This window comes from Epilithonimonas sp. JDS, assembly GCF_021261315.1.
Lineage (GTDB): Bacteria > Bacteroidota > Bacteroidia > Flavobacteriales > Weeksellaceae > Epilithonimonas.
This window is the reverse complement of record NZ_JAJSAX010000002.1, coordinates 768,263-783,780: the sequence shown is the minus strand read 5'-3', so window position 1 is coordinate 783,780 and position 15,518 is coordinate 768,263. Positions and strand designations below refer to the sequence as shown.

The following is a 15,518-nucleotide window of genomic DNA, read 5'->3' as shown; positions in this document are numbered from 1 at the left end:
TTTTGGCTTTCAGAAATGTTAGCATACCAACGACGATCTCGATAAAGCCAAAAAAGGATGCCGTTCCCATCGGGGCTAGGGTGTTGCAGATTAGTTCAACATTTGTCGTCCAAATCAAGATTTCAAAACAATCAACACAAAACCTTGAATGTTCCTCATGTTTTCTGGTTTTGATTAACAAAGAAAATTCCCGAAATTTACGCCCTCAACTCAGAACTTTAAATCCAAAACCTTGAACCCAAATTCTACCTACGAATATCTAAAGCAATTCCTGACCGAAGAACGCCGTTCAAAAATCGAACATTATGCTCAGGAAAGTTCCGACTTTGTGTTGCCGGTAATGGAAGATATCTACCAGTTCCGAAACGCTGCTGCAATTGTAAGAAGCGTAGAAGCTTGTGGCTTTCACAAAGTTGTGGCAATGGAAAAAGATAACTTCTTCGATCCAAATCTGAAAGTCACAAAAGGTGCAGACACTTGGGTTGAAGTTGAAAAAATGCCGAGAACGATAGAATCGCTGAAAAACATCAAGAATCGAGGTTACAAAATCGTCGCCGTTTCTGCAGAGAACAATGCAAAAATGCTCCCGGATTATAAAGTTGAAGAACCAATTGCTTTGGTCTTCGGAACCGAGTGGGAGGGAACTACAGATGAGTTGTTGGATTTTGCCGATGAAACTTTAGCAATCCCGATGTTTGGTTTTACAAAGAGCTTCAACGTCTCTGTCGCCGCCGCAATCTGTATGTACGAACTCAAACAGAAACTCCTGAAATCCGACATTGATTATAAATTGTCTGAAGAAAAATTGCTTCAACTAAAAATCCGCTGGGCTGTCAATTCTATTAAAAGTGGGAAGGAGATTTTGGAGAGGTATCAGAGCGAAAATTTTTTCTAGATAAAAATTTTATCGATTTTCTTTAATGTAATTTCTAATTTCCTCCAGACTTTCTTTGAAGTTTTCTAAACGATGATTGTCATTAACTTCGATTAGATGCACATTTTCGAGATTCTTTTCAAACAGCCATTTCTGATTCAAAACGCTATCACTTTGAGTTGCAATTATCATAGTGTTTTTAGGATTTCGATATTGTTTCAGCTGAGGTAAAATCTCTTTAGGAAATTCGAAATCTGCAATTCTTTCATCAATGTCCAGCAGTGGACTGCTCAAAATTAAAATTGATTCTTTGCCGTGTTCCAATAGTCTTTCTCTTAGTTGATATGCAAAATTGGCACCTGTAGAATCTCCAAACAGAATGGGTTTGTTGGTGTTTTGGAGTTTAAGTTCAGCTTTATTCAATAGCTCATAAATATTACTTTCATTCTTCCATTCTATAAAATCGTATGCAAATTCATCTTTGAAATATTCTTTAACATTGAGGAATTTTCTGGAATGCCTGTCTGAACCCAATCCGTGGATGTAGAGAAATGTGGTCTTCATATTTTTTTAAGAATTTTTAATTAATATCAATATTTCTCTCCAATAAGTAAAAATTATAATTCGTCTGATAAGGTGTGGAAACTGTAATTTCATATTCTTGCAAATTAGATATTTCCAAAAATCCATCAAAGCAGACTTTTATATTCTGCTTCCAGATTTCTTCAGAGGAATGAAATCTTAGTAGGTTGGAGGAAATGCCCCAAGTTTGATCAAATTCTCTTTTGCTTTCAACATCGAAACTACAAACAATCAGGATAAACAAATCACTGTTTTTTGTTTCAAAATCTTTGACGACCACTCTGTTGTAATTTTGGAAATGATTGTCATCTTTTGTAAACTGAAATTTCAGTTCAACTTTGAAAATAGATTGATCAGCGATATTTACAATTGATAAATCCGTTCTTCCATTTTCTCTTGGATGTTCCGCGAATGCTCTCCTTTCGGAATTAGAATAAGATTCATTAATTATCTCTAGAAAAACATTTCTGATGAAATTTTCCTGTTTAAGGTTTGGATAATTTTGATTGATTTTTTCTAACTTTTCTTTGAAGTTTTCTGAATTAATTATTTCAGAAAAAATATTTTTAAAATTCATATTTTATTAAATAATTGCTAAAAATCCATACAGTTGATCTCTTGTCAATGCACCGTCTATAAAATAATTAGTCTTTCCAGTAATGTCGGAATTGTTTATTTTAAATCTTACTGCGCCGTATTTCGTTTTCTCCTTTACATCCTTGCCATCTACGAAATATCGAAAAGTGCCGTATTTGCTTTTTTCCTTTATTTCATTCCCATCGACATAGAATTTCACGGTTCCATATTTGGATTTTTCTCTTAATTCCGGACTGTCAAGATAGAATAGAGTTTTCCCAAATTTCTTATCTTTAATTTCGTTTCCCTCAATGTAAAAAAGCGTTTTTCCGTATTTTTTGTCTTTGATTTCCGGCATATTATTTTTTTTAATGATTCAAAACTACCAAAAACCAGCATTTCAAATCTTTCCCAATTTTGCCCAATATTTTTCTTATTTTTGATTTGATGATAACCAAACTCAAAAAACAATTCGAAGATTTATATTTTCGGGAAATCTCCACGGTGAAAGGAATCGAAAACCTTTCAAGATTTCACATTTCGGTGTTTTTGCAAACAGTTTTGTCATCCTTGGCAGGTTCTTTTCGGAAGATGATTCAGATGTAAGAAAGGACTTTAAGGATTTGGAGAAGTCTTTTAAAACGATGAAAAAGGAGTTTGAAAATCATTATATTTTTGCAATTTCCAGATATTCTGTTGCAAAGCTTTTCATTTTATTTTCGCAGAATTCTGACGTTCTAAATGATTTTATTGAAGAACAAATGCAGTTAGCAATCAAAGAAAATTTTGACCATTTGCAGACTATTGTTTTCAAAGTTCATTTTGCAGATGCTCTGAATGTCATTGGAAAATATAAGCAGGCTGAAGAATTATTGGACAGTTATAATGAAGATAATTTCGATTCGATTTGGATAATGTATTATCCCGAAAAGTACAAATATCTTTTCTCGGTTACCAAAATAATGAGTCTTCTAGGGTTGTGTAAAATTAGGGAAGCGACGCACTATTTTAATGATTTCAAAATCAATTGGAAAGACAGGCATCTTACTTTTGACATCGCATCATATATCAGGATTCAATATTTTACTTTAGGCTATTTCCTGGACGAAGTGAATAAAAAAAGTTATCTCCAAAACCTGCAAAAAGAAATCGAAATCTCTGCTTTCAAACGTTGGAATCAAATTTTTGAAAGATTGAAATGCTAGGTTTTCTGATCATTTTCATCGGACATTTTTCATACGGAATTACCAACGTGCTTTGGAAAAATCCAAGGGAAGTTATTGGCACATATCCGCTGATTGCCATGCGGAGTATTGGATGCATTCTTATTTTTTCAGTGATTTTTTCAGTTTGTAATTTTTATGGGATTATGAGGTTTCCAAACATTAGCATGATGAAATTTCTGGAGATATTTGGACTTTGTGCAGTCAATTCTCTTGGTTTGGTTTTCTATGTAACGTCTCTGAAATATGGCAGTGCAAACAAAGTCATCGGATTCAGCAAGTTGAATGTAGTGATTTGGATTCTCATCAGTATTTTTATTTTTCGTGAAGAGATATCGAGTAAAAAACTCATTTTGGCACTTCTCATTACGATCGGAATTTATCTGATTGATTCCTCGAAAGGTTTTGAGAAATTAAAGCCATCAAAAGCATTGTGGTTTACGATTTTGTCTCGGATTTTTTGGTCAACCGCATTTCTGTTCATTCCATACATCAAAGAATTTGGGATTCTTTTCTTTTGCATTGTTTTGGAATTAGCCGTTTTTGCAGTAAGTTTCACAATATCAATTTTTCAAAAAGATCAATTTGAAATCAAAAATGCAAATGCCAAAACGCTCCGGGAAATTACTTTTTTAATTATTCTTGACAGTATCGGAACATTGAGTTTGAACTTTGCAATCGCAGAAATCAGCATTTTTATGTTTGCAGTTTTAGCATTGCTAGAGCCAATTGTCGGATTGATTTTTGCAAGGATTTATTATCAGGAAAGACTGGAATTACAGCAAGTATTGGGAATTAGCCTATCGCTTGCTTCCTCTTTTATCCTTTCATTGTAAAAGGCTCTAGAACATCTTATCATAATTCCACGCAGCAACAAAAATCCCAGCTGTTTCTGTCCTCAATCTCTGATTTCCTAATGAAACCGCTTTGACACCTTTCTCCGCCAAAAGCTGAATTTCCTTATCCGAAAAATCACCTTCCGGACCAATCAGGAATGTGTAATTTTCCATTGTTGGAAGATCATTTAAAGAAATTCGATTGAGGTTTTCATTACAATGCGCTACGAATGTATTTTCTGGATCTAAATTTTTCATAAACTCAGAAAACTTCTGAAGGTCATTAATTTTTGGAAAGTGAGAACGCAGACTTTGTTTCGAAGCGCCAATTGCCTGCTTTCTCAGTTTATCAATGCTGATATTTTTACGTTCGGTCTGTTCGGTTAAGATAAAACTAACTTCTGAAATCCCCATCTCAACAGCTTTTTCTAAGAAAAATTCGATGCGGTCGATGTTTTTTGTCGGCGCAATCGCAATGTGAAGTTTTGGTGAGAAATCAGGCAGATTTTCTTTGACCTCGGAAACGTTGAGTGTCACTTTTTTGCCTTCAAAGATCAATGTTCCTTTGGTAAGATTTCCTTTTCCGTCGGTCAGGTAGATTTCTTCACCTTCACGCATTCTAAGGACTTTCACGATGTGCTGCTGCTCATCAGAATCAATTATAATGTCGGGGAAGATCTGTCCAAAGAAAAGTTTCATTTTATATTAATTTTAAATTTTAACCATATAGTCAAAAATAGCCATTTATCCTGCTTATTGATAGTGAAAATATTTTCTATGTGTCTATGTGGTTCAAATATTATTTCTTAACAGGTTTCACTGCAGAAAATATCTTTTTACCAACCGTCATCAGTAATACCGCAGCGAGTCCAAACACAATCCCCAATCCAAATTGTGTCACCTGCTCAGGAACGTTTGCCGGAATATTTTCTGAAACCCAATGATGAACGGCATCGATGTAATGGTGAAAAATCCCGCCAGAAACCAAAAGCAATGCAATTGTTCCGACAACACCCAAAACTTTTATGACAATTGGCAAAGCTTTGATGAGAACCTGTCCAAGTCCATTGAAGAAACCTTTGTTGTTGGATTTTTTTTGCAGGAAAAATCCAGCGTCATCCATCCTAACAATCAATGCGACAAGTCCGTAAACTCCAACTGTTGCGATGATAGCCACAAAAGAAACACTGATGATCTGGGTGATCAAAGGATGCTGTTTTTCCAGCGCAGTTCCCAAAGCGATAATGACGATTTCCAAAGAAAGGATAAAATCGGTCTTGATTGCCGAACTGATCTTCGACTTTTCCGAATTTTCGTCCTCTTCTGGCAAAGTGCTTTCTTCGACTACCTCGTGACCTTTCTTTTCGCGGTGAAATAGAAATTCGACGATCTTCTCCATTCCCTCGTAAGCCAAATAGACACCGCCAAGAATCAAAATATAGTTGATGGCCGGCTCGTACAACCATTTCAGAAGAAAAATCAGAGGAAGAATGATCAGCTTGTTGATGAAAGATCCTTTAGTAATTGCCCACAGAACCGGGATTTCACGGGACGAAAGGAAACCGGTTGCTTTTTCTGCATTTACTGCAAGATCGTCGCCGAGGATTCCAGCAGTTTTTTTTGTTGCGAGTTTGCTGGTTACTGCGATGTCGTCCATCAATGCACCAATATCATCTAAGATTGCGAAGAATCCTGAAGCCATAACTTTTTATTTTGATGCAAAAATAAGTTTTATAGTTTAAAATTCAATGGTTAAAGTTTGGAATTGATGAGCCTTTTAACGGTTTTTAAATCTTGGCAAAGTTGAGAAAGTGTTTCACCTGTGATCTACTTAAAACGCTATTTCATTTTCGCTTAAAAATGCAACACCAGTTTTTATTGTCGTATAGATATCTGTATCACACTCCCGCAGAGAACACAAATAGACTTCTTCTTTCCAACTGCCGTTGATGAAAATGAGATTTAGATATTCAAATTTTCGCAAGTTATTTTTGATGGACAAGAAATCGCCTTCTTTTGGTTCGTAAGGAAAGCTGAAAACATTTTCAGAATTGATTTTTTCAAGAATTTCTTCTTTGATATTTTGCATATAACCCGTTTCAGAGCTTGTCAGTTCAAAATCTGCCGACTCTTCCGGTGCTTCATTTCTTCCCGTGATGGTTTCTAAAATCCAGTAATATTTTGAATTCTTTTTGGAATGTGTTCCGAGTTGTTTTTCTTCTAATAATATTTTCATAGATTTTATTTTGGGTTGAAGCTGTTATCGTAGTATATTTTATCCGATTAAAATTTTTATTTACTCAAAGTTTTATGACGCCAAACAGCAATTACATTTGTATCTGCGTGATGTTCATCAGGATTATTAATTAATAATTGTTCCTTGATGTAAAATGCTTTTTCATAGTTATCAATTAGACCTTTTTTGTTCAGTTCCGATGGTAAAAATGTTTCATCAAAACCTCCACAATTTGTCAAGGCACTTATTGCAAAATCTTGATCTAATAAGTCGTAACCAATGAATTCATAATCAATCAAATTGATGGACTCGCATTTTTCCTTAGGTTCAACCACAACGGCAAGTAAATTATAGTTTTCTAATCTAATTAATCTTTTGAAAACATATTCTAAATCTGTGAAAAATCCGGTCTGGTAATTAACAAATGTATGAATGTGGTTCCAGTCATCCTCGTTATCATAATCAGATTCTACAAGTAATTCATTTAACATTCCATCTAATGAAACAAGTTCGTCAAGGTGATGCATTCTTGACCAATCTTTATATTTATCCCAAGAAAAATGATCGTAATTGTCTTTATCATATTTTCCTCTGATTGTATAAAGTAATTCCATTATAAAATGTATTTGTGGGGTTTAGAAGTACAATAATTAATATTTTTGGATGAAGGTAAATCAAATTCTACAAATCATACTTCGCCGTCGCCGTCGTCCTGATATCCGTAAACTCGCCGCGCTCATATTTCAGTTTGGCAACGATGGCAATCATCGCAGCATTGTCTGTTGTATATTCAAATTTTGGGATGAAAATGTTCCAGCCTAGTTTTTCTTGATTAATTTCCATCGTCTTTCTCAAAGCTGAGTTGGCAGAAACGCCGCCGGCAATCGCAACATCTTTTATATTAAGGTCAACAGAAGCTTTTTCCAATTTTTTCATCAGGATTTCGATGATCGATTTTTGGACAGAAGCGCAAAGGTCATTCAGATTTTCCTTAATGAAATCCGGATTCTTCCGTACTTCTTTCTGAATAAAATATAAGACCGAAGTTTTGATCCCACTAAATGAATAATCATAATTCTCAATTCTCGGTTTGTTGAACTGGAAAGCGTCGGGATTTCCTTCTTTCGCCAGCTTATCGATGATTGGTCCAGCCGGATAATCGAGGTCGAAGATCTTTCCGATCTTGTCAAACGCTTCGCCCGCTGCATCGTCTATCGTTTTTCCAATGATCTCCATATCGAAATAATCTTTTACCAAAACAATCATCGTGTGACCGCCAGAAACCGTCAAACATAAAAATGGAAAAGTCGGCGGTGTTGGATTGGCATCATCAATAAAATGTGCCAAAATATGCGCCTGCAAATGATTCACTTCGATCAAAGGAACATCCAGACTCATCGCCAGAGATTTGGCAAAAGAGGTTCCAACAAGCAGAGATCCAAGAAGTCCGGGACCGCGTGTAAAACCAATCGCGCAAATCTCATTTTGTTGTATATTTGCTTTGGAAAATGCTTTTTCCACCACAGGGATGATGTTTTGCTGATGCGCTCTGGATGCCAACTCGGGAACCACACCACCATACTCGTTGTGGATCGCCTGATTGGCGGCAATGTTGGACAGGATTTTGCTACCGCTGATAATGGCTGCAGAAGTGTCGTCACAAGAAGACTCGATACCTAGAATAATAGATGCACTCATAATAGATGGCAAATTTAGAAAATAAAAACACAACAAACGAAGATCCTGCTATTGACCAGCCAGTCAAGAAGAAAAGAACACCGCTTTTCTGGAGGATCGTCAATTCTATACTTTTCGGAATCATCGGACTGGTGGTTCTGCTTTTCATTGCAATCAATCTTCCGATTACCAAGCGGTACATTGCAGATGAGGCCATCAAGCTTCTGAACAGCGATTTCAAAATGAGAATGTCGGTGGAAAGCGTGGAGGTCAATTTCTTTGGCGATGTGAAGATCAAAGGCCTTAGAATTAAGGATTATAAGGAATATGAGTTTGTAAAAGCGAGGGAATTGCGCGCCAAATCTGATTGGTTTGCGTTGGCTTTCAATACGAGAGATCTTAAATTCAACCAAGCTACGATCATTGATCCAGTCATTCGGGTGATTACTTACAAAGGCGACAGCATCAGTAATTTTATTCGGTATGTTGATAATTTCCGGTCCGATACGCCAACTGATCCTACGAAACCGAAGTTTAAGATGAATATGAAAATCGATCTCATCAACGGGATTGCGAGCATCGTGAACGAAAACAGTCCGGGCGAAGCGGGAAGATGGCTGGATGCAAGAAAAGTAAACCTAAATGTGACTTCTTTGAAAGTAGAAGGCGCAGATGTTTTTGCTGATATTAGAAACTTCAGCCTGATCACAAAACGCTACGGAAAAGAACATGTTGTAGATACATTTTCTACCAACTTTGAAATCACGAAAAAGCATTTGAAGTTCGGGAATCTGACGATCAATACCGATCATTCGCTGTTACAAGGTGAAGCGGTGATGAACCTGGATCCCGAAACCAGATTTGCAGATTTTGGGCATAAGGTAAGCTGGGATCTGAAGATCATTCCGGGAAGTCAGATCAGTGGTTACGACCTCAGTTATTTTGTGACCGATTGGGATAATTACATGCCGATCAATATTTCCGGAACGATGACAGGTCCGCTGAATGATTTTGCTTTGAATAATTTTTTGATCCGCTCGCAGGATGTGAACCTTAATACAAAGAGATTAAAAATAAATGGCGTCATTGATAAAAAATTCTTTATCGAAAGTAAAAATGTATCCGCGGATTTCACTTACAAGGCTCTGAAGGCTTCTTTACCGAAATTCATTGCTTCGAAGCTGGGGAATATTGCGGATGATTTTGGAAGGATGAAATACAACGGTTCTGTAAAAGTAAATCCAAAACAAATCTTTGCCAGCGGACAGGTGATTACGGGAATCGGTCAGGCTAAGATGAAGGATTTCAATCTGGTAGATTACAGTACAAAACGTCCTAAATACAGAGGTTATGTGGATGTGAAAGATTTGAACGTCACAGCATTAACCAAAAATAAACAGGTTGGATTGATCTCGGGCAAATTCAATGTTCAGGGTGAAGGTTTTGATGTGAATACGATGTACATCAAAACTAAATCTGATGTTGCTCGTATCGAACTGATGGGCAAAAACCTAAATAATATCGCCATCGATGGTGTTCTTAATAAAAAACGATTCACCGGAAATGTAGTTGCTAATGACCCAAATGCGAAAGGAACGTTCAAAGGAATTGTAGATTTCAGCACCAAAAGATTGTTTGCCGATTTCAATGCGGATATTCAATATGTGAATTTAAGATATTTTGGAATTAATGCAGGCGACACCAATTCTGTAAGCGGACTTGTGAACGGAAAAGTCTCAATGACGAATTTGAATGACCTGAATCTTGATGCTGATATCAAAGGATTGACACTCAATTCAAGCAAACAAAAACTCCACATTCCGGATTCTAAACTGAAAGCATTTTTCGAAAACGGCAACCGAATTGTTTCTGTAGATGCGCCCGGAACAGTGACTGGAAGAATATCCGGAAGGTTTGACCTGGAAGATATCGGGAATATGGTGACCAACAGTATTAATAAAATAATGGTTGGCAATCCGCCAAAGAAAACGTACAACGGACAAAGTTTTGATTTTGATTTTGACGTGAAGCAAGGTTTGGTTTCTTTCTTTGTTCCGGATTTGGAACTTAAAAACGGTGCTAAGGTTGCCGGAAATTACACTGGAAGTACAAACGACTTGATTCTTAATGCCGATGCGTCTCAAATCAAATATGTTTTAACAGGCAAAAAAGAATTGAGTGAAGCCGAAAAATTTCTGGCAGAAACCGATGCTACTTATCAGCCAGACTTAAACAAAGTGAAAGACAGTGCAATGGTTGACAGTCTCAGTTTGAGAGTCAATACGGCTGACCTCAATCAACAATTACTGGCAACTGTAAAAAGAGCGCAATACGGCAACAATGTTTTGCAGGATGTAAAACTTTCGGCCAACAACGAAAATTCTCAGGTTTTACACATCGGAACAGTTTTCAAGTTGGGAACTCTAGAAGATGAGACGGCAAAACAAATGAAGGAATACGCGGTCAACATCAACCAAACTACAAATCCTGCTGGAGATTATGTTTTGAGATTTGAACCAACAACTGTAAAGCTTAATGACGTCGCGTGGAGTGTAGATACAAGTCCGGAACTCAATCATTCCATCACTTATCGGAAAAAAGAAAAGGACTTTTTAATACAAAATCTAAGGATCTTTTCGGATGAAAGTGAACTTCTTGTGAAAAGTGCCGATTTCAAATCTGCAAAAGATTTCACGGCCGATGCGGAAGTTAAGAATCTGGATATTTCCAAACTTTTAGCTTTCGGAAGCGGTAAAAATCCAATGGACATTAAAGGAACTGCTAATGGAACAATTCTGATAAAAAAATCGGGTAACAATCTGGAACCTCTTGTGGATCTGGATGTGAATGATATTTTTATGAATGGAAAAGCAATGGGAAATCTTGAAACGAAGATTACCAAAAGCGAAAAACCAAATGTTTTTGATGTCAGCATTCAGGCATTATCCTCAGAATTTTTAGGAAAAAACACACTTGATGTTACCGGAACTATTGACAATAATCCATCATCACCTGTTTTGGATGTGGATGCAAAAATGAATGAATTTGATCTGGCATTTGCGCAGCAGTTTGTGAAAGAAATCTTTGGAAACTTCCGTGGAAAAGCAACCGGCGATCTCAAGATTTCCGGACCTTTGAATGATATTGACTACAGTGGTGATCTCGCTTTGAAAGGCTTTGGACTTAAACTTCTCTTCACGGGTGTAGATTATTCTTTTGATGATACCGTGATCAATCTTTCGAGAGGTTTGGCGCTTTTGAATAATATCGGAATCAAAGACGGACGTTCCAATTCTAAAGGGAATATCTCCGGATCTATTCAGTTTGAGACACTTTCTTCGTTGGGAATCAACTTAATTATGAGGGCAGATAACCTTTTGGTGATCAATAATAGTCAGGAAGATAATGATCTTTTTTGGGGACGTGTTTATGGTCAGGGTGATATTTATGTCAGCGGACCGGTTTCAGGATTGGAGATCAGTACGCCAAATGACGGATTGAAAGTTCTGAATAATAGTACTTTTACCTTCAACAGTGCATCTAAATCTAATGTTGATGAATTCAAAATTTTAAGATTCCTGAAAAGAGATGACGAAGGTAAATTCTCGGTAGAAAAAAAGAAAAAATCGGGTGCCAATATGCTGATGGATTTTGATATCAGTGTAGACAAGGGAACTTTGGTGAATGTTTTGGTAGGTGATGAAGTAGGAAGTATTGCCGTAAAAGGCGATGCAGATCATTTGAAATTCAGAATGGAACGGAGCGGAAACATTACGATGAACGGCACTTATACGGTGGACAACGGAACATTCGTTTCTAAGGCAATTCTTGACAGAACTTTTCTTATTGCAAAGAATAGCATCATCCGATGGAGTGGTAGCCCTACGACTCCGGATCTGGATATTACCGCAAATTATACCAGACCAATTACCAATGCCGGAGAATACTTGGGAATGTCTCTTACGCAACCGATTAACGTGGTTCTGTCAACAAAAATCACAAATACACTTACGAAACCTGACATAGAATTTGGCGTTTCTGCACCGGACAGTTCTTCGGAAGTAAGAGAAACTTTGGCAACCAAAATGAATAATCAGGATGAAAGGACGATTCAGTTTGGGTCCGTTCTGGTTTTGAATAGTTTTAATGTGGTAAACAGCGGCGGATTGGATTTTAACTTACAAAATACAGCGATCAACACCGGTTACAATATGTTGTTCAAACAGTTAGGATCGGTTCTAAACACGATTAGTAGTGCATTTCAAGTCAATCTTGATTATATCAGCGGTGACATCAATTCAAATACCGCCGATCGTGCCAATACCAGTGTGAGTCTGGCATTGTCTCCGAGAATCAAGGTGAAAACAGGATTGGGAGTTCCGGTTACCAAAATGGATAATACGACCAATAATTACTTATCCGCTGAAGGCACTATTGAATATGACTGGAGCCGACTCAATAATGGAAGCAGATTACTCAGAGCTTATTCAAAACCTTCCAATCTTGGTCTGGGAACGGCAAACTCACTGAATCAGAGTTATGGCGTTGGGGTTGTGTACAGTAAAAGTTTTAATTCTCTCAAATATATCTTCAAAAGACGTGAAAGAATAAAAAGAGACTCGGCCGATGTTGAGCAGAATAAAGAAGATTCCTTAAAAAAGAAGCCATTAAAATGATAATTATCAGCATATTTGATGATTTTGTTAAAAGCTGTTAATGTTTTAATATTTGTTTTTAGTTAAATTAATTTTTTTTAAATTTGCAAAAAAATTAGATATATTTTAAATAAATAACAATATAATAATGAACTATCAATTAGACGATATCGATAAAAAAATTCTTGATTTCTTAGTAGAAAACACAAGAATGCCTTTTACGGAAATTGCTAAGCAAATGGACGTGTCCGCAGGAACGATCCACGTAAGAGTAAAGAAAATGGAAGACGCAGGAATCATCTTAGGATCATCTCTTAGCATCGATTACAGCAAGTTGGATTACAACTTCACTGCATTCATCGGTATTTTACTTACAAAATCAAACCACACACAGGAAGTTTTGAAGCAGTTGGCTTTGATTCCAAACGTGGTAGAGGCTAGTGTAACATCCGGAAAATACAATATCTTCTGCAAAATGAAAGCAAAAAACACAGAAGATGCTAAGAAAATCATCTATCAGATCGATGACATCCAGGATGTAATGAGAACAGAAAGTATGATCTCTATGGAAGAGTTCATCAGTGATAAGAACCGTTTGATAAACGCGGTTAGTATATAGTTAGTTAATAGAAATTTCTATAGAAAGAGCTTATTCGTAAGCTCTTTTTTTATATTTTTATCCGATGAAACCAGCAGACAGAAGCTTCAAAAACAACAAAGACTATTACCTTTTTTTCGGATTGATTATCCTGGTGTTTTTCCTCAGCATCAATACCGATTACGCCGAATATTCGCTTCATCAGAAGATCAATATTCCGGGTAATTTTTTCTACTATACTTTTGGTGTAGATGTTTTGGTGATTGTCAGTTGGATTTTGATTTTACTTTACAGAAAAGCCGGCGTGATTCTTTTCCCGGTGTTTGTGGCCATACACTTTGCACTTCACAATTACTTTCTCAGCACATTTCTGTACTCGGATGTGACTGTATTGTTCCTGTACATCGGTCTTGGCTTGCTGGCGATCATTCCCAGATGGAATGTTTTGAAGTGAATTGAGTAGTAATCATTTGACTTCGTCGATATTTTTCTCTTCGCCTTTTTTCAGCGACAAAAAAAAGATTTCCGATCAAGTCAGCTACAATCTTTAGGTGTCAAAAATACATTATAATTTGTACATTCTACATTGTACAATTTAAAAAGGCATTCTCTCCAAAGCCATTTGCAAGGCCACAGCTCCGGCAGCAGATGAGGTGATCAGAAGCCAGTCCCGTTGATTTAGTTTGGTAAATTTCGTGACAAGCGTGAAGATGATCAGGATAATCAAAACCATCGCAATTTGTCCCAACTCCAAGCCGATATTGAAGCCTAAAAGCGGTACTGTAATGCCTTGTTCTTTCGCCAGCATCATTCGCGCAGTGTTCGCAAATCCCATTCCGTGGATCAAACCAAAAAACAGGGCAAAATAATATTGATAAGGATGTTTTCCTTTAAACAAAATATTATCCAGAGCAGTAATCACAATTGTGCAGGGAATCAAAAACTCAATCCAAGCGCTTTTCACGCGGATAATATCAAAGCTGGATAAAGCCAACGTAATGCAATGTCCAATGGTAAAAGCCGTCACCAAGATCAATAGCCGTTTAAAATCTTTGAAACTGTAAGCTGCAATTAGAGCCAGAATAAATAGCTGATGATCCAAAGCATCCAAAGAAATAATGTGATCCCAGCCCAGCTGCAAATAAAATAGAAAATCCTTCATCGTTCAATTTCTGAAAACCGTACGAAAATAATGATTAATTTTGACTTCAATTACTTTCTAGAGATGAAAAAACAGCTTTTTATATTTTATATTTTATCATTCATCATTTATAATTTATCATTCACGTTGCATCCTTACCACGTGGGTTCGGTAGAGTTTAATTATAATTCAAAATCCAGGACTTTTGAGGTTACAGGACGTTTTTTTATGGATGATCTGGAAAATGCACTCAACAAAAAGTACGGAAAGTCAGTTCATTTCCTAGATCCGAAATACAAAGCTGAAATCAACAAAGAATTAGAAAATTACGCCGCAGAATATCTGAAATTAAAGGCTGATAATCAATTTGTAAAGGTAAATTATGTAGGTTTTGAAGAAGATCACGAGAGTGTCAATATTTATCTGGAATCTGAGCCATTATCTGTTCCGAAAAAAGTAGAAACTGCAGTCAGTTTTCTTTATAATCTGTATGATGATCAGATGAATATCATCCATATTGTCATCAACGGCCAGAGAAAAAGTGAAAAACTGAATTATCCCGACCGCTATCTCTATCAGCAATTTTAACATTAATAATAATCAGTATAGGTATGAAAAAATTGATTTTTCTTTTATTATTTTCGATGTCACTCAATGTTTTCTCGCAAAAAAAGGAAAATGCTACTCAGCTTCCATTGGGTGCTTTTTCGGTTAGCCTAAATGTAAAAGATCTTCAGGTATCAAAGGAATTCTATGAAAAACTTGGCTTTTCCCAAATGGGCGGTGATCTGAAACAGAACTATCTCATTATGAAAAACGGAACCACGATTATTGGTATTTTCAAAGGCTATTTTGAAGGGAATATTCTGACTTTCAATCCCGGCTGGGACGAGAATGCGAAAGAGGTGGATCCGTTTACAGACGTCCGCGAAATTCAGAAAAAACTAAAAAGTGACCAAATTAAATTAAAAACGCAAGCTGACGAAAAAACAAAAGGCCCGGCCTATATCGAATTGACAGATCCGGATGGGAACAAGATCTTGATAGATCAGCATCGATAAAATTTTAAATATATAATTAGGAAAAATAAAAAGCTTCGAATCTGTTGGATTCAAAGCTT

General features: G+C 36.5%; 17 protein-coding genes. 8 read left to right on the top strand and 9 right to left on the bottom strand.

All coding sequences use genetic code 11. The features are described from left to right. Nucleotides 1-232: 232 nt before the first annotated feature. Entirely contained in the window at nt 233-895 is a 663-nt protein-coding gene (locus tag LUD75_RS10215; protein ID WP_232705568.1) for an RNA methyltransferase, read from the top strand. A 9-nt stretch (nt 896-904) separates the two neighbouring features. Here the strand turns inward: LUD75_RS10215 and LUD75_RS10210 are convergent, their stop codons facing one another. From LUD75_RS10210 to LUD75_RS10200, 3 genes are read right to left on the bottom strand one after another with little or no spacing between them, the layout of a single operon-like run. Further along, complete coding sequence (locus LUD75_RS10210; protein ID WP_232705567.1) at nt 905-1,438, bottom strand: hypothetical protein; 534 nt, start codon at nt 1,436-1,438, stop codon at nt 905-907. A gap of 16 nt (nt 1,439-1,454) precedes the next feature. Next, nucleotides 1,455-2,033, bottom strand: coding sequence for a hypothetical protein (locus tag LUD75_RS10205; RefSeq protein ID WP_232705566.1), 579 nt, complete (start codon nt 2,031-2,033; stop codon nt 1,455-1,457). Between the two features lie 6 nt (nt 2,034-2,039). Beyond that, on the bottom strand, nt 2,040-2,390 hold the full coding sequence (locus LUD75_RS10200; RefSeq protein WP_232705565.1) for a hypothetical protein: 351 nt from the start codon (nt 2,388-2,390) through the stop codon (nt 2,040-2,042). Between the two features lie 286 nt (nt 2,391-2,676). Between LUD75_RS10200 and LUD75_RS10195 the strand changes: the two genes are divergently transcribed. After that, a complete protein-coding gene (locus tag LUD75_RS10195; protein WP_232705564.1) occupies nt 2,677-3,237 on the top strand; it encodes a hypothetical protein in 561 nt (186 codons plus the stop codon). Next, a complete protein-coding gene (locus tag LUD75_RS10190) occupies nt 3,231-4,091 on the top strand; it encodes a DMT family transporter (protein WP_232705563.1) in 861 nt (286 codons plus the stop codon). Before LUD75_RS10195 ends, LUD75_RS10190 begins: the two co-directional genes overlap by 7 nt. 6 nt (nt 4,092-4,097) lie before the next feature. On the opposite strand, the gene LUD75_RS10185 is transcribed toward LUD75_RS10190, so the two are convergent. From LUD75_RS10185 to tsaD, 5 genes are all read right to left on the bottom strand, one after another. After that, entirely contained in the window at nt 4,098-4,790 is a 693-nt protein-coding gene (locus LUD75_RS10185; RefSeq protein WP_232705562.1) for an RsmE family RNA methyltransferase, read from the bottom strand. Nucleotides 4,791-4,890: 100 nt separating this feature from the next. Continuing rightward, nucleotides 4,891-5,793, bottom strand: a complete 903-nt coding sequence (locus LUD75_RS10180) for a DUF808 family protein (RefSeq protein WP_232705561.1) — start codon at nt 5,791-5,793, stop codon at nt 4,891-4,893. Nucleotides 5,794-5,922: 129 nt separating this feature from the next. Next, entirely contained in the window at nt 5,923-6,327 is a 405-nt protein-coding gene (locus LUD75_RS10175; protein WP_232705560.1) for a hypothetical protein, read from the bottom strand. Nucleotides 6,328-6,383: 56 nt separating this feature from the next. Beyond that, nucleotides 6,384-6,941, bottom strand: coding sequence for a hypothetical protein (locus LUD75_RS10170; protein WP_232705559.1), 558 nt, complete (start codon nt 6,939-6,941; stop codon nt 6,384-6,386). Between the two features lie 67 nt (nt 6,942-7,008). Next, nucleotides 7,009-8,025 (bottom strand): tRNA (adenosine(37)-N6)-threonylcarbamoyltransferase complex transferase subunit TsaD, encoded by a 1,017-nt coding sequence (tsaD, locus tag LUD75_RS10165; protein ID WP_232705558.1) that lies wholly within the window; start codon nt 8,023-8,025, stop codon nt 7,009-7,011. A 5-nt stretch (nt 8,026-8,030) separates the two neighbouring features. Here tsaD and LUD75_RS10160 point away from each other — a divergent pair, with 5 nt between their 5' ends. The 3 genes from LUD75_RS10160 (at nt 8,031) to LUD75_RS10150 (ending at nt 13,711) form a co-directional block, all read left to right on the top strand. Next, nucleotides 8,031-12,680: a translocation/assembly module TamB gene (locus tag LUD75_RS10160; protein ID WP_232705557.1), complete on the top strand. Its 4,650-nt coding sequence runs from the start codon at nt 8,031-8,033 to the stop codon at nt 12,678-12,680. 127 nt (nt 12,681-12,807) lie between these two features. Continuing rightward, nucleotides 12,808-13,278, top strand: a complete 471-nt coding sequence (locus tag LUD75_RS10155) for an AsnC family transcriptional regulator (RefSeq protein ID WP_232705556.1) — start codon at nt 12,808-12,810, stop codon at nt 13,276-13,278. 64 nt (nt 13,279-13,342) lie between these two features. Next, the gene (locus LUD75_RS10150; protein ID WP_232705555.1) at nt 13,343-13,711 is read left to right on the top strand and encodes a hypothetical protein; all 369 of its coding nucleotides are present in this window, start codon (nt 13,343-13,345) and stop codon (nt 13,709-13,711) included. Nucleotides 13,712-13,852: 141 nt separating this feature from the next. On the opposite strand, the gene LUD75_RS10145 is transcribed toward LUD75_RS10150, so the two are convergent. After that, nucleotides 13,853-14,419 carry a HupE/UreJ family protein gene (locus tag LUD75_RS10145; protein ID WP_232705554.1) on the bottom strand — a complete coding sequence of 189 codons (567 nt, stop codon included), beginning with the start codon at nt 14,417-14,419 and terminating at the stop codon, nt 13,853-13,855. Nucleotides 14,420-14,482: 63 nt separating this feature from the next. On the opposite strand from LUD75_RS10145, the gene LUD75_RS10140 reads away from it, so the two are divergent. Together LUD75_RS10140 and LUD75_RS10135 are read left to right on the top strand one after the other, a co-directional pair. Then, on the top strand, nt 14,483-14,986 hold the full coding sequence (locus LUD75_RS10140) for a DUF6702 family protein (RefSeq protein WP_232705553.1): 504 nt from the start codon (nt 14,483-14,485) through the stop codon (nt 14,984-14,986). 56 nt (nt 14,987-15,042) lie between these two features. Further along, nucleotides 15,043-15,459 (top strand): VOC family protein, encoded by a 417-nt coding sequence (locus LUD75_RS10135; protein WP_232705645.1) that lies wholly within the window; start codon nt 15,043-15,045, stop codon nt 15,457-15,459. Nucleotides 15,460-15,518 lie beyond the last annotated feature (59 nt).